Origin of the sequence: Burkholderia cenocepacia, assembly GCF_900446215.1 — a bacterium.
GTDB classification, from domain to species: Bacteria; Pseudomonadota; Gammaproteobacteria; order Burkholderiales; family Burkholderiaceae; genus Burkholderia; species Burkholderia cenocepacia.
Map to the genome: position 1 here is coordinate 107,553 of NZ_UAQZ01000018.1, position 20,623 is coordinate 128,175.

Here is a 20,623-nt window from a genome sequence, read left to right on the forward strand (position 1 = left end):
GTCGGGATGGTCAATTTTGGGCCTCGGTGTGGCGAGTTAGAAATAGCCTATCGCTTGCCAGCGGTCCATTAACCATCAAACACGCCTGTTAGCCAAGAAATGAAAGGGACTTCACGTATCCGTTCAGTGCGGAACGATGAAAGCCTTTGTCACGAGGGCTGCGACACTAGAGCCAGGCTGTCGAAGAGCTGAGACAGTGATACCGGCCGAACCATCCGGCATACAACCCCTCAAGCGGCGGATCAAACTGCAAAGTAGCTGTGCCAGGCAGCTGCAAGCCGCTCCACTGAACCTCACGGCGGTCGTTCACCTGCCTGATCGTTTGTCCGATCAGCTTGCTTCCCTTCGGAATGGCAACGTTGCCAAAACGGTCATAGACGTTGAGCGACACGATGCCGATCATCATGCCGCCAATTCCGGGATCACCCGTTTCCAAGCCAACAGCGATGGGAGTGTCATCCGTGATTTCGTACGGCCGGATGTGATGGAATTTCGCCACGATGGGCGCATCCGGATCCGTGCCATCGGCGGCTTGGGCCCGCGCTCCATCCGAGAGCATCAACATCACCACGCACGACAGGATGATCAGGGGCAACTTCACGGCGAACTTTTCCGTTGCTGAAGGGTCGGTGCCAGCCACATGCGTGCGAGCAAATACAGTGTCTTGATCCGATCATACGAGACTCGATATCAGGTGACAGCCACATGTGGCGCGATGGCCGTGACGCGCGATTGGAAGGCCGTCATCCATCATCGATGCGTCGCCCTCTTCGATGACGTTGGGTGATACTTCAGGATGCTGAGGGCACGACACATAGTCGCCTTTTCGTGCGACGTAGCGGCCGTCAAAAGACATTGTCGAAGAGGCCGTAATCACCTTGCCTTTGTGGTCAGTGTCATCGTGAAGGCGGATTAAATTTATCATGATATTTCGTCTTGACAAAAAAATTATCCTAATTTTCTGTTTTGCAAGAAGAGAATGAATTGGGGATGGCGACCATCTTAAGATTATCGTCGATAATGAATTTACGCTCCCGGCACTCCGCAGGCTTTCCGTTCGATGCGTCGATATAGTATTTCGCGACAAGCATCTTGCTGTCTGCCTTGCTTAGCAATTCGGTGATATATGATCTACCATCCTGAATTTTGTTAGGCGCCTTGCCATTTGACGAAAACATATCCAGGGAGTTTAAATCCTTTCCCGTTGAAAGATCTGATAAAGTGTAATAACGACACTCCATGCCACAACTATGGACCCCGATGTGATATTTTCCCGCGAAATTTATTACAGGAGGCTCCACTAGCTTGCCATCATCATCTCGCCAGCCGGAATCGGTTTTTTTGTAGTACTTTGGTATATGCAGAGAACCTCGATAAAGAGCGGAAGGATGATTTGCGAAATCGATATCCTGCCCCCAGCACAAGGCATGGCTCATTGCTGTAACCACAATGGCAAATTTCAGTAAAATATCACTCTTCATTGTTCGCTTTTTATTTAATCAAATCATCAAGACCACCAACAGGAACTGCAAGATCACTATTTCCCGCGAGCTCGTCCGCCACATATTTTTCAAAATGCTCCTTCACTGATTTCATGTTGACGCCACCTTGACCATACTGATCGCCTGGCAGACTGGCCCACTCATTATTGGCATGATGCGTGAAAATCGCTCGTTCCAAGTCAGCATTTTTCACATCATCGAGACAATTTCGTTTGTATTTCATGATCGCAACAATATACCTATCTTGAGAAATTGGCGAGAAATCTTTGACCTTTGCCAATCTTCTGTAGGTTTGCCCCTCTTCCGGGAACCAGTTATATCCCATGATCTGATATGCGCCTGCAGCCGACGAGGTTATGCTCTTTCCGTTATGTTCTCGCGTGACAAATATCTTCGGATGGTCGCTAAAATCTCGATGATAATCTTTGATGAAAGACTGTCCGCCATATAGCCCCTCATATCCTTCTGGCCCCTCGGTGCCTTCGCCGACTCGAAGCATTCGTAAAAACGCACGCACCCTGGCTTCTTCTAGAGTAATACCAATCCCGCTCAGACCGCAGAAGTTACCGATAATCCCAATCGGATGAAAATGCCACGGATTTGGATCATCAGGAAATCCGTCCACTTTTTTCGCAGCAACCGCCTCCCACCATTGAAGCTTCCCGATGCGCTCGATTTCGGCCTTCCACAACCACAGTAGCTTCTTCATTAATGGCGATAACTCCTCCCATTTTCCCAAGCCTCCGCCCCATTCACTTTCACAACGCACGATGAGGTGGGAAAGCGCTTTCAACGACCAATCTACTTCTTGCGCATGTTTCAATTCTTGTGCAGTCACCTTGCCATCATGGTTTGCATCGAGGGCCTTCTCAAGCTTTGCGATAAGCGGGCTCGAATTGACCGTTGCCGCGCTTGTTTCGAATTCCGTCTTGCTCTCATCGGCAAGAAATTGCTCTCCGACGTGGATGTAACGTTTGAACATGTCTCATAGCGATTAAATCGGCTCAGAACGAATCCACGAGGTGTTAGCTAGTCGACTTTGTCATGGTCGTCAGTGGGCCTTAATCGGCTCCTGACGACTAGACGCCCCGAACCATTTCATCTTCGGTCCGGCGCGCCCAGTCCTCGGCGTCACGTTTGGTGCGGAAAGTCTTGGCCGTAGTCGGCCAACCGATCTTGCGGATGACTGCCTTCCACGTGCCGGAAGGCGTCTTAACGATGGTCGCCATGTACCTGTTCTGAGAGCTGACTGTACCGAAAATGTACTTTTCAACGCCCAGAAAGCACAAGGGGTTACGTGAAATTCACGTAACCCCTTGATTTTACTGGTGGGCTGCAGGAATGGAATTAATGACCAAAACCCTTTTTGCATAAGGTTTCTAGTCATCCGACCAATTCATCATGCCCCCAGAAGTGCCCCCCAATTTTCAGGAGCATTCTGGTTCGATTGCCCACTCAGCTTCAACGATCCAATAGGGCCGGCGGCAACGTCGCACAGCTGGATGCTATTGTAGCGTCCCGGACGATGCTAGACAGGCGACCTCAAACTAATCCGCCCACGCCACTACCCCTAGAGCACGCGGCTCGCGCCGATTAACTAATCCCAGACATGGATACGAATCGAGAAGCCTGCTGAGCCTTATAATCGCCCCACGGCATGAGTTTGACCCGGGGATAGGTGAGGTAAAGTAAGCGCTTTGTTGGGCGCAAAGTAATAATGAGCCACTTCGCGCGAAGTAAATCTGAGCCACCTTTCAGTACAGTCAGCCTTTTGCGCGCAAAGGCTGGCGATGCTCCAGAAGGAACAGTGGATGCAAATCCATGTGCTCAAAGCCCAAGGCGTATCGGAGCGCGAGATCGCGCGGCGCCTGGGTATTTCTCGCAACACGGTGGCGCGGTACCTGTCGGCCGAGGACGTGCCGCGCTACAAGCCGCGTGAACCGCGGCCAACCAAGCTCGGAGCGTTCGAGGCGTACATCCTCGATCGCATGAGCGCCGCAGCACCCGAGATCATCGCTGCGCCGGCGCTGCTGCGCGAGCTGCGTGCGCGCGGCTACGAGGGCCAACTGCGAAGCCTGCAGGCTTTCATGAACGCGCATAAGTCCGTGCCCAAGCCAGACCCGGTCGTGAGGTTCGAGACCGAGCCTGGCCGGCAGATGCAGTGCGATTTCGTGGTCTTCCGCCGAGGCACCGACCCGCTTTACGCCTTCACCGCCACGCTCGGGTTTAGTCGGTGGCGCTGGGCACGCTTCACCACCGATGAACGCGCCGAGACGCTGGTCGCCTGTCATCATGCGCTGTTCGAAGCCTTGGGTGGCGTTCCTCGCGAGATCCTTTACGACAACGCCAAGACTATCGTTGTCGAGCGCGATGCATATGGCGACGGTCAACACCGCTGGCACGCCGGCATGCTCGATCTGGCCAAGCGGTACGGCTTCCTACCCAGACTGTGCCAACCGTACCGCGCGCAAACCAAAGGCAAGGTCGAGCGATTCCACCGCTACCTGCGTGGCAATTTCTATGTGCCGCTGGCGAGCCGGCTCAAGCAATCCGGCTTGATGCTCGATGCCGTGACTGCGAACGTCGAGGTGAGTAAATGGCTGCGCGACGTGGCTAACCAGCGAGTGCATCCGGTTACAGGGCTGGCACCCGCGATTCTGTTGGAGCAACGCGAACGGGCTTGCTTGCGCGATATGCCGGGTTACGCGGTGCCCCGATTGCCGGCTCGTGCCGTCGCTCGGCCACGCGTTGATCCAGCAATGTCGATCCAGCACCCGTTGTCCGTCTACCAGCAATTACTGACCGAGGTGCGCGCATGAACTTGCAGCAGGAACGCATCGACGGGCACTGCCAGAGTTTGAAGCTCGAGGGGCTCATGCACCGATACGTCGCTCTGGCCAGCGACGCGGCGGCCAAACAATGGAGTTTCCTCGATTTCCTCGAGAACGCGCTCGCGCACGAACGAGAGACGCGGCAAGTTCGTTCGCGGCAAACACTGGTGCGCATGGCGGGGTTCCCCGCTCTCAAGACACTGGATGACTACGACTACAGCTTCGCCGTCGGGGCCCCGCGCAAGACGATCGACGAGCTCGCCACCCTGCGCTTCATCGAACGGGGCGAGAACGCCGTGTTGCTTGGCCCGTCAGGCGTGGGCAAGACGCATCTCGCGATAGCGATCGGATACGCTGCAACGCAGGCCGGCATCAAGACGAAGTTCATTACGGCGGCGGATCTAATGTTGCAGCTCGAGGCCGCACGCCGACAGGAGCGATACGACGCCGTACTTCGACACAACATTCTCGGCCCGAGGTTGCTCATCGTCGACGAGATTGGCTATCTGCCACTCTCGGGAGATCAGGCCAGCCACTTCTTCCAGATCGTCGCCAAACGCTACGAGCGCGGTTCAATGATCCTGACCAGCAACCTGCCGTTTGCGCAGTGGGACGAGACCTTCGGTGGCAACACCACACTGACTGCAGCGATGCTCGACCGCATCCTGCACCATGCCCACATCATCCAGATCAAAGGAGACAGCTACAGACTGAGACAGCAACGTCAAGCCGGTCACGTCTCGTCATCGAAGAAGTAACGACTGGCTCAGTTTTACTTTGCGCGATCAGGCGCGAAGTGGCTCAGATTTCAAATGCGTTTGACAGCTTTGATCGCGTGACCGCGACAAACGCGTTGCGACTTTCCTCAGCCATCTCGCGCACTTTGCCAACGGCCCGATAGTCGGGGAACGTTCCTTCCGCCATCCCTGCAATAAACACGGCGTCAAATTCCAGCCCTTTGGACGAGTGAACGGTCAGCAGGGCAACGCCGTCGCGATGGGCCTTTTGGGTGGCCCCCAACGCCTTGCTGCTCATAAAACCGGACAAGGTGCGCGACGTGCCGTCGGAGCGAAGGTATTGGTCCCATTCTTGCTGAAAGACGGCTACGTCCTCATAGATCGCGCGCCTAGAATTCTCGTCCAGGGAGTCGGCATAACCCCTCAATAGCTTGAACGCCGGCATAAGGTCTAGGCGTGCCGTGTTCTGAACAATCGAAGCGACCGCTTCCGCCACGGTCTTGGCTCGCTGCTCGGCCGCACTCCGCGCCATCTGCGACAGCGCAACCATGGCGTCCGTTGCCGTTTCAGGCGGCTGCGTCACCCACTTCGTTGCCAACGCCGCCAAATGGAGCCGGTCCCTCGGGTTCGCCAAGATGCGCAACGACAAGTGGAACTCGTCGACGAGGTCGGACTCGTTTTCATGATTAGCGGTCAATCGCTTGTAGAAGGGAACGTTGCGCCGGCGCAGTTCGTTCTCTATTGCGAGCAAAGCGAAACGGGTCCGCCCCAGAATCGCACATTTCGACGGCTCAACACCGCCCTCAACATCGGGGTGTCCTTGGGCAAACAGCAGTTCAAGCTCGTCAACTATCAACCGCGCCTCGTGCTCTTCGTCGTCTCCAACGAACACGCGAGCGTCGCCCTTGATCGGAAGCTGGGCGTCAACCAAGTAATTCGGATCGATGGACCGAGCAACGTTCACCACTGCCTGCGAAGATCGAAAGTTCTCGGTCAGCTCGATCAGTTTCGCTGCGAACTCGAACCGGAACTTCTCCATGTATTCCGGGCTCGAGGTGTTGAATCCATATATCGACTGTTTTGGATCCCCCACCATCATGACGTTTTTATACGAATCTCCGCAGAGCGCACAAAGCAGAGCGTATTGCGCTTCGTTAAGATCCTGCGCTTCGTCAACGCACACGAACCTGTAAAGCCTCCGATAAAAATCCGCCAGCTTGGGATTGTTCGTCAGCAGCCGGTAACCAAGCAGCAAAAGATCGTCGAAGTCGTAAGCACCACAAGCACGCAACCCGGCGTCATAGGCATCCAGGACCCGCTTGTCAAGCTCATCACTGAGCACGGCGCAAGTGATGGGGTGCGCCTTGACGCGCGAGATCATTTGAAGCCAGTTGTCGACTCGCCGATTGCGCTCTTTGCGATCGACGATCTGATTGACCTCCTCGTCAAGAACAGGGTCCTGCCGAATCGCCTCCAACAAAATTTCCTTCCGGTCCTTAGAGACGGTTTCAAAAAGGCCCGGTGGGGCTGTTAACTTGCGCGGCGAGCTGTTAACCTCAGGCATCGGAACAACTGAGACCGAGGAGATGGCCAAGCCGATCATTGACGACGAACTGTGGACATTGATCGAGCCGTTATTGCCGCCACCCAAGCCGCGGCGCGAGAAAAACCCAGGCCGCCTGCCTGTTTCGAATCGCGCCGCGCTGACCGGCATCCTGTTCGTTCTCAAGACCGGACTGCGCTGGCGCGACCTGCCCGCCGAGATGGGCTGCGGCTCGGGCGTGACTTGCTGGCGACGGCTACGCGATTGGCAGGCTGCGGGCGTATGGGATCGCCTGCACGAATTGCTGCTTGCGAAGCTGCGAGCAGCAGACCAAATCGATTTCTCGCGAGCCGCAGTCGATTCCTCATCGATTCGCGCCGTTGGGGCGGGCCAAAAACTGGGCCAAACCCCACCGATCGCGCGCGACCAGGTTCTAAGCACCACATCGTCACCGACGCCAATGGCACGCCGCTCGCGGCGATCCTGACCGGCGCGAACGTTCACGATGTCACGCAGCTGCTGCCGCTGATCGATGCGATTCCGCCAATTCGTGGGTTGCGCGGCCACCCACTGCAGAGACCGCGCGTGGTCTACGCCGATCGCGGTTACGACTCTGAGCGGCATCGACGCGCGTTGCGCGATCGCGGTATCGAGCCGGTTATCGCCAAGCGCCGCACCGAACATGGCAGCGGCCTTGGAAAATATCGCTGGGTCGTTGAACGCACGCATGCCTGGCTGCATCACTTCCGTCGTCTCCGCATTCGTTTCGAGCGCCGTGCAGACATTCACGGCGCGTTCCTCAAACTCGGTTGCTGCCTGATCTGCTGGAATACCCTTCGGCGGGCCGACCAGTCTTTATGAAACCGTCTCTTAAAAGATCTGAATTTCAATGAAAGCACATGGGACGAACGCGAAGACCTGATAGGCTGATTCGAGACTTTCGGATCGCCGCCGAACCGGTCGCGATCGCCATTTCAACACGCTGTCCGTCACGTTCCATTGCCATGAAACCCTACGTTGCTTCACTTCTCGCCGGCATTCTCGCCGGCGTCGTCTACGCGCTGATCGGCGTGCCGTCTCCGGCGCCGCCCACCATCGCGCTGGCCGGCTTGCTGGGCATTCTGGCGGGCGAGCAGATTCTTCCCGTCGCGCGGCGGATGATCGGCGGCATTCGGCTCGGGACCGCGTGGCGCGAGGCGAAGTGCAGTCAGCATATGTTCGGTGCGCTGCCGGGCGGTCATGCGGCGGATGCTCGGGTGAAGCGCGACTGATGGCAGGACAGCCGGCTTGCGTGAGATCCCGGCGAGGTCTGCAGACGACCGTCGGATTTGGACGTGAGGCGTTGCCGCATGCGGCTCTGAGCGGAGAGCCCGGTGGCTTTTGCACGAAGCGGACGATTGACGATCGACGCGCCTCGACGATGTCGCGGCGCACACCGTCACGACGTCACGTTCTGCGCGGCCAGGCTCGCGTCGGTCGTACGCGGCTGCCAGAGCACGCCCCCCGCCGCCGCATGCGCGTCAGAACCGATGCCGGATCCCGACCGCCATCACCAGCTGGTTCGCGCCGGATGCGCGCGAGAAATTCGAGATCTGCGCACCGGCAATGCCCGTTCCGGCCAGTCCGTTCGCATGCTGGAACAGCGCTTCCGTATAAACGTCGGTGCGCGGCGACAGCGCATCGATCGCGATGACGCCCGCTTGCTGCCATCGCGGCCGCGCCGCGCCCGCCGCACCGTCGAACGACGCGACGGTGAACACGTAGTCGGCCGCGACGGTCCATTTGCGCGTCAGCGCGTAGCGTGCGTTGATCTCCGCGTTGTGGAACGTGAGGTTCGCGCCGTGCAGCACGATCGGCGCATCGGCGACGTTGTTGATCGACGTGACCGCGTCGAGCCGCGTGCGCGTCGCGATCGCGGACACCCGCAGCCGGTCCCACGTATAAGCGGCCGCCGCGCTGACGGTGCGCTGCCGCGCCGCGTTGAACGGCGCGCCGGCCGGCTCCGCGCCATCGGCATTGGCGGGCGGCAGATTGCCTTCGCGGTCGAATGCGAGGTAGCTCGCGCCGGCCGAAAACGGCCCGTGCTCGTAGGAGGCCGCGAACGCGTAGCCGCGGTTGTCGCCGAAGCCGCCGGCCTCGTTCGAGAACCCGTAGGTCGCGCCGAACCGGAAGCCGCCGAGCAGCGGGCTCGTGTACTTCAGCGAGTTGTTGGTGCGCGTGTAGTTCGCGAGGTTGTCGTTGTCGAACGGATGCGCGAACGCGACGCCGCCGAACGGCGTGCCGGCCAATGCGAACGGCTGGACCAGTTGCAGCGTCGAATCGAACTGGCGGCCGACCGTCACCGTGCCGTACCGGCCGGACGCGAGCCCCACGTAAGACTGGAAGCCGAACAGCCGCCCTTGCTGCCCGAGCGCGCCGCTGGTGACCGCAAAACCCGTCGCGAGCAGAAACAATGCGTTCAGATCGGCGCCGAGCGGCTCGTTGCCGGAGAGCGTCAAGCGGCTCACGTTGGCGTCGCCGGATTTCGCCTGGAACGCATGCGCGTCGCCGCGGTGGCTGCCGATGTCGTCGACGAACGCGATCCCGCCGTCGATCAGGCCGGAAATCGCGACCGTGCCCTGCGCACGCGCGACGGCCGGAATGAACAGCGCGACGATGCAGCCGCGCACGGCGGCCCGAATCCGTGGGTTCATACGCGCTGCCGCGATGCGCTCGACGGCTTGCCGGACGCCGCTTCCGCACGGCGCAACGGCGCGCGCTGCACGGCCGAGATGCGCGAACGCAGCGCATGGACGATCCACGCGCGCTCGGCCACTTCCCGCTGAATTTCGCGCGCGTGGCCTGACGCGTGATCGACGTCGCGCGGGCTTTCCGGCCGCATCGCGTGCGCGTGCGCGGGCGCGGCGTCGGCGATCAGGCGCGCGGCGTCGCGCGCGGCGGCGGCAATCGTCGCCCGGTCCAGCGCGTCGAGCGTATCGTCGAGATACTCGACCGGCGCGAGCGCGCCGACCAGCGCCTTCATCTGCTGCATCGCGACGGTTGCACTCGCGGTGCGCGGGTCGGACGCAATCGACTCGAAGCGCGTCGCCGCGATGGTCGCATCGAGTCGGTCGATCGCAACGCACGCCTGGCGGCGCAGCACGGTCAGCGATTCGCGGCGCACACGCGCGTGCGCGGGCGCGTCGTCGCCGACCGCGCGCAGGTAGGTCGCGGTAGCCGCCATCGCGAGATCGGCCACCTCGCCGATCCGGTGATGCTCGCGGTCCGGCCATGCGAGCAGGCTGATGACCACGCCGACCAGCACCCCGGCAAAACTGTTGCCGACCCGCAGCGCGGCCAGCATCCATGACGGCCCGATCGGCGTCCCGAGATGCGCGACCAGAATGAAATGCGACGTCAGGAACAGGATGTACGACACGTAGCTCACGCTGCGCGTCGCGAGCGTGCCGGTGGCGAGCGGCAGCACCGCGAGCGCCAGCAGCAACGGATCGTGAACCAGCAGCGACACGGCCGACGCGAGCACCGCACCGAGCAGCGTGCCGCCGATGCGCAGCCCGGACAGCTTCACCGTCTGCGACAGCGTCGGCTGCATGATGAACATCGTCGTCAGCGCGAGCCAGTATCCCTGCTGCACGCCCGAGCTGCGCGCGAGCGCGACGGCGATCATCGCGGCCACGGCAAGACGCGATGCATATCGATGAAACGGATTCGGCGCGACGATCTCGCGGCGCAGCGCGGCGAGCCGGCCCGCGCCGCGCGGGGGCTTGCCCGGTGCCGGCGCGGTGAGCGCCGCAGGAACGGTCGCGGTAGAAGGCGACTCCACCGCCGGATGAAGCAGCACTGCCGCGTATCGCGCGATCAGCGTTTCGCACGCGCGCAACCACGTCAGCCCCGCGTCGTCGCGATGCGCAACACGAAACTCGGCGACGCGGCCGGCGAGCGTCGCGCGCAGTCCGGCGAGGTCGTTCGCGAGCGACTGCGCCGCGTCGGCGGCCGCGCCGTCGCGGCCGACGGCGCGCGGACACGCTTCCACCAGCCGCGCCAGTTGCGCGAGCACGGGCGCGAGCAGCGCGGCGGCTTCGCGCCGCTCGCCGACGCCGGCCGCGGCGATGTGCGACTCGAGGCCGGCGAGCAGCGCCATCGCGCGCTCCGCATCGGCGCGCCACTTCCGCGCAAGCGGTGAATCACCGCCGCGCGGGTGCATCGACACGGCGATCATTGCGTCGAGGCGCGCGCGCAATGCCGCGCGGCCGCGCTCGAGCGAGGCGGAATCGCCGTTCGCGGCCCGTGCGAGCCGTTCGACGAAGTTCGCCATCGCATGCAGGAACGCCATCGTCGCCATCCGCGCGCGTGCGCTGCCGTCGATCTGCCACAGGACGATGCCGGCCAGCGTCGCCCAGACGCTGCCGCCGAAGTAGAACAGCGCGTACTGCACGGCCGACGCGCCGCCATGGACCGGAAAGCATGCAGAGACGGCGCATGCGGTCGCGGTCAGAATGCCGCGCGTGCCGGCCGCGCCGCCCCACTTGCGCGCCGACGCGCCCAGATACGCGACGGCCCCGACGATGACGATCGACAGCGGCGGCAGCGCATGCGTCGCGATCGCGCTGGCGGACGCCAGGCCGCCCAGCATCCCGAACGACAGGCCGGTGGCGAGGCGGCCGGCGGCCGGGCGCTCGGACTCGTCGGCGAGGCAGGTCCAGAACGCGGCGATCGCGGACCAGCACAGCATCGGCATATGCAGCCGCGCCGCGGCGACGGCCGGCACGACACAGATCAGCCCGCCGCGCAGCGCTTCGGCGAGCGGCAGGTAGTGTCCGCCGAGATTGACGAAGCGCCGCAATCGGTCGCGAGCGGTTGAGACTAGACCCATCGTCGATCCTGCGCGCTCAACGTGCGTCGCCTGCGAGCGGGACCGGAATCACGGTCAGCGACCGGATGCCCTGCGCACCGCGGATCAGCACGCCTTCGATGTCGGCCGTCGCGGACGGCCCGCTCATCAGGCACGCGTAGCGCGCCGCGAAGAATTCGGGGCGGTGATACGCGTGATGCAGGTTGCCGACGATCTGCGCCGGGTCGAGCAGCGCGACCAGATGTTGCGACAGGTAGCCGAGCGCGTTCACGCGATACTCGCGCTCGCTCAGATAGAGCGAGCCGGTTTCCGCGACCGCGAACGCCGGCCGCACGATCCCGACGTCGACGTCGTTCAGCTCGTGCGGCCGCTCGACGGCTTCGATGCGCCGCGTGCCGGCCACCTCGGGCACCGCCGAACAGACCACCCGCGCATCCGGAAAGCGCGCGCGGAGCAGCGCGTCGAGGTCGCCGTCCGCCGGCGGCTCGCACCAGATGCCGCCGACCCGCGCGAGCGCCTGCTTGAACGCGTCGAGCGCGGGCGGCAGATCCTGATCGAACAACGGCACCGCCGGCAGCGGCGCCGGCGTCCGGCCGGCCGCGCGCAGGCGGGAAAGGATCAGGTCGCGGCTGCTCATTTCTTGTTCCTCTTCAGATACCAGTCACGGAAAGTTTCGGCCGGCGGCTCCGGCAGTTCGCGCTGCTTGCCCCACTCGTTGAGCGGGTTGTACAGCACCGCGCGCGGCAGCGTCGAGATCGCGCCGGCGGCGCCCTTGATCGCCGCGCGATAGAGCTTCGGCCGGGACAGCACCTTGCCGGCGACCGTCATCGCTTCGCGCTTGACGAACGGCAGCGCGTGCCGCTCGGCGATGATCTGCCGCCACTTGTAGATCTGCTCGTGGATGTTGATCTTGACCGGGCACACGTTCGTGCAGCTGCCGTTCATCGTCGACGCGAACGGCAGCGAGCTGTATTTCTTGAAGTCGTAGGTCGGGTTGATGATCGCGCCGATCGGACCGGAGTAGACGCCGCCGTAGCTCAGCCCGCTGCTGCGCCGGTAGACCGGGCACGTGTTCATGCACGCGCCGCAGCGGATGCACTTCAGCGAATACCAGAAGTCGTCCATCGCGAGCCGCTCGGAGCGGCCGTTGTCGACCAGCACGAAGTGCATTTCGCCGCCGTCGCGCGGCCCGCGGAAATGCGACGTGTACTGCGTGATCGGCGAGCCGAGCGCGTTGCGCGACAGCATGCGGATGAAGAGCCCGAGGTGCTCGAGCTTGGGAATCAGCTTCTCGATGCCGATCGACGCGATGTGCAGCGGCGGCAGGTTCGCGCTGAGGTCGGCATTGCCTTCGTTCGTGCAGACGGTGATGCCGCCCGTCTCCGCCACCGCGAAGTTGCAGCCCGTCATGCCCGCTTCCGCGGCGAGGAAGTGCGGGCGCGTGGCCTGCCGCTGCGCCTCGGCCAGCCGCGGAATGCTGCTTTCGGCCGGATCGGTGCCGAACGAGGCCGCGAAGGTCTGCGCCACGTCCGTCGCGAGCTTGTGTACGGCCGGCACGACGATATGCGACGGCATCTCGTCGTCGAGCTGCTGAATCCGCTCGCCGAGATCGGTCTCGACCACCGCGATGCCGCGCGCCTCGAGGTACGGGCGCATCTCGCACTCCTCGGTCAGCATCGACTTGCTCTTGACCAGCGTGCGCACGTTGCGGCCCTGCAGGATGTCGTAGACGATCCGGTTGTGCTCTTCCGCATCCTTCGCCCAATGCACGACCACGCCGTTCGCGGTCGCATTGCGCTCGAACTGCTCGAGATAGTCGGGCAGATGCGTGAGCGTGTGCTCTTTGACCGCGGACGCGAGCGCGCGCATCGTTTCCCATTCGGGGATCGCATGCACGGCCTCGTCGCGCGCGGTGCGCAGCCCCCAGAGGCGCTTGTCGTGGAACTCGACGTGTTTCTCGTCGGCGATGAACTTCTTCGAGTAACCGACGTGGTCGACGCGTTTCATGCTCGTGCTCCGTTCAGGATGCTCGCGATGTGGATGAACTTCAGGCCGAGTCCGAGGCGCTCCGAGCAGCCCTTCTGGTGCATCAGGCACGACGAATCGGCCGACACGACGTACTCGGCGCCGTTGCGCGCGTGATCGCGCACCTTGTCGGCGCCCATCCGCGCGGATACCGGCTCCTCCGAGACGCAGAACGTGCCGCCGAAGCCGCAGCATTCGTCGGGACGGTCGGGCTCGATGAACTCGATGCCCTTCACGCCCTTGAGCAGCGTCAGCGGCTTCGAGAAGAACGGGCCGCCGATTTCGGACATGCTGGCGGTCTTCAGGCCGCGCAGCGTGCCGCAGCTGTTGTGCAGGCCGACCTTGTGCGGAAATTCCGCCCACGGAAAGTCGCGCACCTGCAGCACGTCGTGAATGAACTCGACCAGCTCGTAGGTGTTGCGGCGGACCGCGAGCGCGTCGGGCGTCTGATCGGCCGCGCTCAGATGGTCGCGCACGTGATGCACGCAGCTGCCGCTCGGCGCGACGATGTAGTCGTAGCCGGCGAAGTTGCGCACGAACAGGTTCTCGGTGGCCGCGGCCTGCTTTTCACAGCCGCTGTTTCCCATCGGCTGCCCGCAGCAGGTCTGGTCGAGCGGATAGTCGACCTCGCAGCCGAGGCGCTCGAGCAGTTCGAGCGTCGCGACGCCCACGTCGGGAAAGAACGCGTCGATGAAGCACGGGATGAACAAGGCTACTTTCAATGCAGCGGCTCCTGAAAACGGTTTGCTGGTTCGGGGTACGGCGCGGCCGCGGCGGATCAGTCGTGCGCTTCGCGGTACTTCGCGAACTTCGACGTCTGGCCGATCCCCGGGTTGAAGCAGTTGCACGGGTCGAGCCCTTCGTAGAACGCCTTGAGCGCCGGCTTCGCGTGGTACAGGTGCCCGACGTTGTGCTCGGCCGGATATTCGGCGCGGCGCGCGTCGAGCAGCTTCCACATCGCGTGTTCGAGCGCGAGGCAGTCGTTGCCCTTCTTGACGATGTAGTCCTGGTGGAACACGTGGCACAGGAAGTGGCCGTAATACAGCTTGATCGCGATCGGCGCGTCGATGTCGGGCGGCAGCGTCTCGAACCAGTCGCGATCGTTGCGGCGAAGCGCGATGTCGAGCGCGACGATGTCCTCCACGTCGCGCGTATGCACGTTGCGGTAGCGGATCGCCGCGCCGGCCGCCGCGAACCGGTGCAGGAACGCCTTGTCGCCTTCCGCCGGCGTGCATTCGAAGAACGCGCCCGTGCGCTTCGCGAAGAACGAGGTCAGGAAGCTGCGCGCTTCGTCCGCGGTATCGGCCGATACCTTCAGCATCAGATGATGTTCGTAGCGCTTGCCGTAGTCGCGAATGCGCGGCGGCAGGTGATTCGGAAACAGGTTGCTGACGGCCTGCATCACGCGATCGCTCAGATGCCGCGGCAGGAAGCCGAGCCGGTCGAACCACGCGTCGCATTTGCTCTTGAAGCCGAACAGCATCGGCATGCGCTTCGTGCCGAAGTGGCGGATCATCAGGAACGTGTCCTTGCCGTACTTCTGCGCGATGTCGAACGCGTCGCGGTGCAGGTATTCACCCGCGATCGGCAGGCGCTTGAACTGCGTGAGCGCGTGGCGGCGGATGTCGGTCAGCTCGTCGATGTCGTTGGTGCCGATGTAGAACACCTTCGCACCGGCTTCGATCGGAAACGTGTCGAGGCGCACCGCGAACACCATCACCTTGCCGGCCGAGCCCGATGCTTCGTGCAACCGCAGCGGATCGGCGTTGTAGCGCGCGGGCGTGTCGGCATCGACGTCGCGCACGTGCTCGGCGTAGTGGTGATCGGAACCGGACGCATCGCCGTCGACGATGTCGCGCTCCGAGAAGTCGCCGTTGTCGAGGCGCGCGAGGATTTCCTCCGGCACCGCGCCCAGGCGCACGTCGAGATGGTTCACGAGCTTCAGGCGCCCGTCCGCACCGACCTGGGCGAACACCGACATCTCCGTATAAGCCGGCCCGCGCTGCACCAGCGCGCCGCCGGAGTTGTTGCAGACGCCGCCGATCACCGATGCGCCGATGCACGACGAGCCGATCACCGAGTGCGGCTCGCGCCCGAGCGGTTTCAGCGTCTGCTCGAGCTGATCGAGCGTCGCGCCCGGCAGGCAGATCACCTGCTTGCCGCTCTTGATGACGTGCACCTTGCGGATCCGCGCGGTGCTGACGATCACGATGTCGCGGTCGTAGTCGTCGCCGTCGGGCGTCGAGCCGCCGGTGAGGCCCGTGTTCGACGCCTGGCAGATCACGATCACGTTCGCGGCCACGCAGGCCTGCAGCACCTTCCATTGCTGGAGCAGCGTGCCGGGCCGCACCACCGCGAGCGTCCGGCCTTCGCCGAACCGGAAGCCGGTCCGGTAGCGCCGCGTGTCCCGCTCGTTCGTCAGCACGTCCTGCTGGCCGACGATTTCTGTCAGCGAACGGATGAACGCCTCATGCCGCCCGGTGGGCGGCGCAAGCGGCGAAGACGATTCGCCTGATACGGTTGACACGTGAATTCTCCTGTTGGCCGAGCGCGAAAGATGAATTGAACGGCGCCGCAGCGGCGTCCGATCGGAATGCCGTAAGGCTAGGCGTGCGGGGCGGTGAAGTCCAATATCGCGTGGACGCGATTTCAAGACGAAATGCATATCGCTGGCCGCGTGGGCGGGCGTGCAGGCGGCGCGGCCGGTCGCGCGGCGGCGGCGATTGGGGCTTGGTGCGGGGCTTGGTGCGGGGCTTGGTGCGGGGTGGAAGGCGGGTGGTTTGCGAGCGGTTTGCCTGCGGATTCCCCGCGGTTTTCTGCTCCCGCGCGGCGTGCCGCGTCGAATCGACGGGCCGATGCCGATAACGGCGCCCGTGGGCGCAGGCGGTCATGGCTTTCACGGCGTCGCGGGGCCGTCGGCCGTTTCGCGCGCGAGCGTGCGGACGGCGCGCACGAGATTCTGAATCACCGGCGATTTTTCGCGCGGGCGGTGCACGAGCACGATCGGCGAGCGCAGCGGCTCGCCCTGCAAGCCGTGGTAGGTGACGCGATCCGTCGGCGCCTGGCGCACCGACTCGGGGATCAGCGTCACGCCGAAGCCGGCCGCGACGAGGTTCACCGACGCGGGGATCTGCGGCGACTCCATTTCGACGGTCGGCGTGAAGCCGGCTGCCCAGCATGCGCCGACGATCGCGTCGTACAACGCGGGGCCGATCGCGCGCGGGAACAACACCAGCGGGTCGTCGGACAGCGCGTGCAGCGCGAGCACCGGCTCCGCGCCGTGGCGGTGGCCGGACGGCAGCACGGCCAGAAAGCGCTCTTCGACCAGCGGCTGCACGGCCAGGCCGCGGCAGTCGAGCGGCAGGCGCACCAGCGCCGCATCGACGCGCGCCTCGAGCACCTTGTCGATCAGCGCCGGGCTGTTGCTCTCCTCGCAGTGGATCAGGACGTCCGGATAGTCGCGCCGGAAGCGTTGCATCAGCGACGCGACGAACGGATGGAACACGATCGAGCCGGCGAAGCCCAGCACGAGCCGGCCGCTCAGGCCGCGCCCGGCGTTCTGCGCTTCGGCGAGCGCGAGTTCGGCTTCTTCGACGATATGCTTCGCGCGCTCGCGGAACAGGCGGCCGGCGTCGGTCAGTTCGACGCGCCGCGGATGGCGGATGAACAGGCGTGTGCCGATCTCGCGCTCGAGCTTCAGGATCTGCTGACTCAGCGGCGGCTGCGCGATGCCGAGAAACTCGGCGGCCTCGGTGAAATGCAGATACTCGGCCACCGCGAGGAAGTAGCGTAGCTGACGGAATTCCATGCGGGTGTCGGGTCGGGAAAGCGTGGGGCTCGGGGCCGGGGGAAGGCTTGGGGGGCGATTTTAACTCGGGCGAGCGGGGGGTGCGTTTTGGCGCGGTATGGGACGCTCGGACAGAGTTCGCTACCTGGACCGGCGCCGAGATCGCGTGACCAATGCGGTCGATCCGGCAGCGGCGAGACCACCGCGCAAGAAGCCGACGCCGTGCGAGTCGTCGTCCGCGGTGGCTCGCACGTTTCGATGCCGCATTCGTCGTCGCGAGGCGCGGCTCATGCGGACAGCCTCGTCGCCTTCCCCGCCCAACGCTTACCCCACCCGAAACCCACCCTGCTCCACCGTCAACCCCGCAAACACCGACCAATCGCAATCGCCCATGCCCGCCTCGACGGCTTCCGCCATTCGGTCCCGCACCACGGCGAGCATCGGCAACGTGCGGCCCGCCTGCGCGGCGGCGTCGCCTGCGAGGCGCAGATCCTTCAATCCGAGCGACGCCTTGAAGCCGGGCCGATACGCGTTCTCGACGATATTGCGCGAATAGGTCCGATACGGACGGCTGCCGAACAGCGTGCCGAGGATCAACTCGAAGAACCGCGTGCGCGAAAGCCCGTTCGCCTCGGTGAGCACGACCGCTTCGGCCATCGCCTCGATCGCCATCGTGATCATCATGTTGCACGCGAGTTTCGCGGCATAAGCGGCGGGCGGCGCTTCGCCCAGGTCCCACACCTGCTTGCCGATGGCGTCGAGCGCCGGCATGACGCGCGCGAGCGCCGCCGGCGCGCCCGCGGCCAGCACGTTCAGCTCGCCCTGCGCCGCGACGTCGGGGCGCCCGAGCACCGGCGCGGCCACATAAGCGACGCCCGCCGCGCGATGAAGCGCGACCAGCTCGTGCGCGAACGCGACCGAGATCGTCGATGCGACCACATGCACGAGCCCCGGCCGCGCCTGCTGCAACAGCTTCGCATCGAGCAGCACGGCGCGGATCGCCGCGTCGTCGGACAGCATCGTCAACGCAACGTCGGCCTGCAGCGCATGCACCGGCGCGGCGACCATGCGCACGCCGTCGACGGCGCCGCCCGACCGATTCCACGCCGTCACCGCATGGCCGGCGGCGACCAGATTGCGGGCCATCTCGCGCCCCATCGAACCCATCCCGATGATGCCGATTTCCATTCGACTCTCCTTGCGCACACGCGCGTTCACGAGGCACTGTGCAGCGGCCCGGCTGCCTCGGTATGTTCGACGAGCCAGTTCAGCATCGGCGTTCTTCTCGTAGATGAGCCCGTGGCCGTTGCCGAACACCCGATGGTCGGGCAGATGCAGCACTTCAGCCCGGCCGCCGGCGGCGTTGAGTTGCCCGCCGCCCGATTTGCGGCGGCCGGGCCGAAGCCGCAGTCGATCGCGACGACATGCGGTGGATCGCAGTCTGTCAAATTCAGTTTCGTACGGCAATTCAATATAATGAACAGCATCCGTTCACTTTTGTGGGTGCATCGATATGGAATGGAGCGACGTCCGGATCTTCCTCGCGATTGCGCGTACGGGCACGCTCGGCGGGGCGGCACGCGCGCTGGCGCTGAGTCACCCGACGATCGGGCGGCGCCTGCGCGCGCTGGAAGCGTCGCTGGGGCAAGTGCTGTTTCAGCGAACCGCGGACGGCTTCGTTCTGACCGAGGAAGGCGTCGCGATCCTGCCGCTCGCCGAGCAGATGGAAGAAAGCGCGCTGACGATGGAGCGCCGGCTGACCGGCGAGCAGCAGAAGCTCGAAGGCACGCTGAAGATATCGTCGTCCGACTGGTTCGGCGCGTACGTGTTGCCGCCCGTGATCGCCGAGTATTCGCGCGACTATCCGCTGGTTGAAATCGACGTGCTGACCGGCACGCGCCTGTTCAATCTCGCCCAGCGTGAAGCGGACGTCGCGTTCCGGATCGTTCCATTCACCGGGCAGGACATCGTGCAGCGCCGGCTGACGCGGATGCGCTACGGCGTCTACGTGGCGGCCGCGCATGCCGATCCGGTCGAAGGCGACGGCGCCGGCCACCGCCTGATCGCGATGGATACGTCGACCGGCAGCTTCCCCGACATCGACTGGCTGAAAGCGCGCTTTCCGAATGCGGGCGTGGTATTGCAATCGCGGGTCGTTTCAGAAAACGGAAAATAAAGCACGCTAAGCCATTGGCAGCAATCTCCGACGATAACGGTGACGGCTTGGCTCAGTGGCAGCTAAGTCTGCCTGCGTAACTTCTCCACCGTGCAAATCCCTGCACTCTTCTGGAGAAGCATCATGAACCGCTACACCAAACTTTCCCTGCTGGCCATCGCCATTGCTACGACAGGCGCTGTCGCCTATGCCGCCAAGGGCGGCATGGAAAACGACGCTCTGGCGATCACCAAGGCCAAGATTCCTCTCACCCAGGCCGTCACCGCTGCCGAGCAGCACGCCAATGGCAAGGCATCGCGCGCCGAGTACGAAAACTCGAAGCAAGGCTGGGTCTATGACGTGGAAGTCGTCAGCGGGGCCAAGGTCTTCGATGTCCGGGTCGATGCCGACAAGGGCACCGTCATCTCGTCTGCCGAGGACAAGGCGGATCACGATGACGACCACGACAAGCAAGACTGACCGCCTGCCAGTGTGGCCGGATCGCGCATGACGCCGTGATCCGGCCCGGAGACTTCATGGAACATCTCAACCAAACATTCTTCCTATGGCTGAACGCACCTGAACACCCGAATGCTCTGGTGGTGACGCTGGCCACCTTCTTTGTGGAATGGCTCATCTGGGCCGTCCCGATTCTGATCGGCATCAGCTGGCTGCGCGGCAATGTGAACACCCGCAAAGCGCTGCTGGTCGCTACCGCATCCGGCCTGCTTGGGCTGCTGACCAACCAAATCATCGGCCTGGCTTGGTCGCATCCCCGGCCTTTCATGATAGGGCTGGGTCATACGCTCATTCCCCATGTGGCCGATTCGTCATTTCCCAGCGATCACCTGACGCTGTGGTGGTCGGTTGCCGTCAGCTTTCTGCTACAGCGAGGACTGCGAAGGGCTGGCGTCGCTTTGGCGCTGTTTGGCCTCCCCATCGCCTGGTCACGCATCTATCTGGGGGTTCACTTTCCACTGGACATGCTTGGTGCCATCGCGGTCGCATCGCTCAATGCCGTGTTGGCGTTGCACGCAGCACGGTGGTATCTGGGGCCGATCTACCGGCTGGCGACCCGTATCCATTGCCTGTTGTTCGGCAGGCTGATCGCGCAGGGATGGGTGCGCGAGTGAGCCTATGGATGGGCTAAGTCTGCCTGGTCAGACTGGCGGCAATCCATTTCACCTCGGC

At 63.4% G+C, this 20,623-nt stretch carries 19 protein-coding genes and 2 pseudogenes; 7 read left to right on the forward strand and 14 right to left on the reverse strand.

The annotated features are described in order from the left end of the window. Nucleotides 1-166 precede the first annotated feature (166 nt). The 5 genes and pseudogenes from DTA15_RS37030 to DTA15_RS37050 form a co-directional block, all read right to left on the reverse strand. Nucleotides 167-601 (reverse strand): TraB/TrbI/VirB10 family type IV secretion system protein, encoded by a 435-nt coding sequence (locus DTA15_RS37030; protein WP_052288951.1) that lies wholly within the window; start codon nt 599-601, stop codon nt 167-169. 72 nt (nt 602-673) lie between these two features. Continuing rightward, nucleotides 674-925: a PAAR domain-containing protein gene (locus DTA15_RS37035; protein ID WP_012492761.1), complete on the reverse strand. Its 252-nt coding sequence runs from the start codon at nt 923-925 to the stop codon at nt 674-676. Between the two features lie 28 nt (nt 926-953). Beyond that, on the reverse strand, nt 954-1,481 hold the full coding sequence (locus DTA15_RS37040; RefSeq protein ID WP_227743218.1) for a hypothetical protein: 528 nt from the start codon (nt 1,479-1,481) through the stop codon (nt 954-956). A 10-nt stretch (nt 1,482-1,491) separates the two neighbouring features. Continuing rightward, a pseudogene (locus DTA15_RS39500) lies at nt 1,492-2,487 on the reverse strand (glycoside hydrolase family 24 protein); the annotation flags it as partial. 97 nt (nt 2,488-2,584) lie between these two features. Further along, nucleotides 2,585-2,731, reverse strand: a pseudogene (locus DTA15_RS37050) (site-specific integrase); the annotation flags it as partial. A gap of 561 nt (nt 2,732-3,292) precedes the next feature. On the opposite strand from DTA15_RS37050, the gene istA reads away from it, so the two are divergent. Both istA and istB read left to right on the forward strand, forming a co-directional pair. Continuing rightward, nucleotides 3,293-4,321, forward strand: coding sequence for an IS21-like element ISBcen13 family transposase (gene istA, locus DTA15_RS37060; RefSeq protein ID WP_006482449.1), 1,029 nt, complete (start codon nt 3,293-3,295; stop codon nt 4,319-4,321). Next, a complete protein-coding gene (gene istB, locus DTA15_RS37065; RefSeq protein ID WP_006482411.1) occupies nt 4,318-5,091 on the forward strand; it encodes an IS21-like element ISBcen13 family helper ATPase IstB in 774 nt (257 codons plus the stop codon). The genes istA and istB overlap by 4 nt, the downstream gene beginning before the upstream one ends. A 43-nt stretch (nt 5,092-5,134) precedes the next feature. Here the strand turns inward: istB and DTA15_RS37070 are convergent, their stop codons facing one another. Beyond that, nucleotides 5,135-6,664 (reverse strand): ATP-dependent helicase, encoded by a 1,530-nt coding sequence (locus tag DTA15_RS37070; RefSeq protein WP_227743217.1) that lies wholly within the window; start codon nt 6,662-6,664, stop codon nt 5,135-5,137. Here DTA15_RS37070 and DTA15_RS37075 point away from each other — a divergent pair. Further along, a protein-coding gene (locus DTA15_RS37075; RefSeq protein WP_085964347.1) for an IS5-like element IS402 family transposase occupies nt 6,657-7,474 on the forward strand; the annotation gives its coding sequence in 2 pieces (ribosomal slippage) (nt 6,657-7,005 and nt 7,005-7,474; 819 coding nt in all). The genes DTA15_RS37070 and DTA15_RS37075 overlap by 8 nt on opposite strands. 143 nt (nt 7,475-7,617) lie before the next feature. Then, nucleotides 7,618-7,884 (forward strand): XapX domain-containing protein, encoded by a 267-nt coding sequence (locus DTA15_RS37080; RefSeq protein WP_012492764.1) that lies wholly within the window; start codon nt 7,618-7,620, stop codon nt 7,882-7,884. A 249-nt stretch (nt 7,885-8,133) separates the two neighbouring features. Here DTA15_RS37080 and DTA15_RS37085 read toward each other — a convergent pair whose 3' ends face one another. The 8 genes from DTA15_RS37085 to DTA15_RS37120 all read right to left on the reverse strand — a co-directional run bounded on the left by DTA15_RS37085 (nt 8,134) and on the right by DTA15_RS37120 (nt 18,483). Further along, on the reverse strand, nt 8,134-9,306 hold the full coding sequence (locus tag DTA15_RS37085) for a porin (protein ID WP_012492765.1): 1,173 nt from the start codon (nt 9,304-9,306) through the stop codon (nt 8,134-8,136). Next, the gene (locus DTA15_RS37090; protein ID WP_012492766.1) at nt 9,303-11,486 is read right to left on the reverse strand and encodes an FUSC family protein; all 2,184 of its coding nucleotides are present in this window, start codon (nt 11,484-11,486) and stop codon (nt 9,303-9,305) included. The genes DTA15_RS37085 and DTA15_RS37090 overlap by 4 nt, the downstream gene beginning before the upstream one ends. A 16-nt stretch (nt 11,487-11,502) precedes the next feature. Then, entirely contained in the window at nt 11,503-12,102 is a 600-nt protein-coding gene (locus DTA15_RS37095) for a LutC/YkgG family protein (RefSeq protein WP_006481910.1), read from the reverse strand. Continuing rightward, nucleotides 12,099-13,472 carry a lactate utilization protein B gene (locus DTA15_RS37100; protein ID WP_006481909.1) on the reverse strand — a complete coding sequence of 458 codons (1,374 nt, stop codon included), beginning with the start codon at nt 13,470-13,472 and terminating at the stop codon, nt 12,099-12,101. Before DTA15_RS37100 ends, DTA15_RS37095 begins: the two co-directional genes overlap by 4 nt. Then, complete coding sequence (locus tag DTA15_RS37105; RefSeq protein ID WP_006481907.1) at nt 13,469-14,212, reverse strand: (Fe-S)-binding protein; 744 nt, start codon at nt 14,210-14,212, stop codon at nt 13,469-13,471. The genes DTA15_RS37100 and DTA15_RS37105 overlap by 4 nt, the downstream gene beginning before the upstream one ends. A gap of 56 nt (nt 14,213-14,268) precedes the next feature. After that, nucleotides 14,269-16,017 (reverse strand): D-lactate dehydrogenase, encoded by a 1,749-nt coding sequence (gene dld / locus DTA15_RS37110; protein WP_012492768.1) that lies wholly within the window; start codon nt 16,015-16,017, stop codon nt 14,269-14,271. 369 nt (nt 16,018-16,386) lie between these two features. Beyond that, a complete protein-coding gene (locus DTA15_RS37115; RefSeq protein ID WP_006481906.1) occupies nt 16,387-17,298 on the reverse strand; it encodes a LysR family transcriptional regulator in 912 nt (303 codons plus the stop codon). A gap of 303 nt (nt 17,299-17,601) precedes the next feature. Beyond that, complete coding sequence (locus DTA15_RS37120; RefSeq protein WP_227743246.1) at nt 17,602-18,483, reverse strand: NAD(P)-dependent oxidoreductase; 882 nt, start codon at nt 18,481-18,483, stop codon at nt 17,602-17,604. 307 nt (nt 18,484-18,790) lie between these two features. Between DTA15_RS37120 and DTA15_RS37125 the strand changes: the two genes are divergently transcribed. From DTA15_RS37125 to DTA15_RS37135, 3 genes are all read left to right on the forward strand, one after another. Further along, a complete protein-coding gene (locus DTA15_RS37125) occupies nt 18,791-19,453 on the forward strand; it encodes a LysR family transcriptional regulator (RefSeq protein WP_006491231.1) in 663 nt (220 codons plus the stop codon). A 123-nt stretch (nt 19,454-19,576) separates the two neighbouring features. Next, nucleotides 19,577-19,912 (forward strand): PepSY domain-containing protein, encoded by a 336-nt coding sequence (locus tag DTA15_RS37130; RefSeq protein WP_006491232.1) that lies wholly within the window; start codon nt 19,577-19,579, stop codon nt 19,910-19,912. Between the two features lie 56 nt (nt 19,913-19,968). Then, nucleotides 19,969-20,565: an undecaprenyl-diphosphatase gene (locus DTA15_RS37135; RefSeq protein ID WP_012492770.1), complete on the forward strand. Its 597-nt coding sequence runs from the start codon at nt 19,969-19,971 to the stop codon at nt 20,563-20,565. Nucleotides 20,566-20,623: the final 58 nt, after the last annotated feature.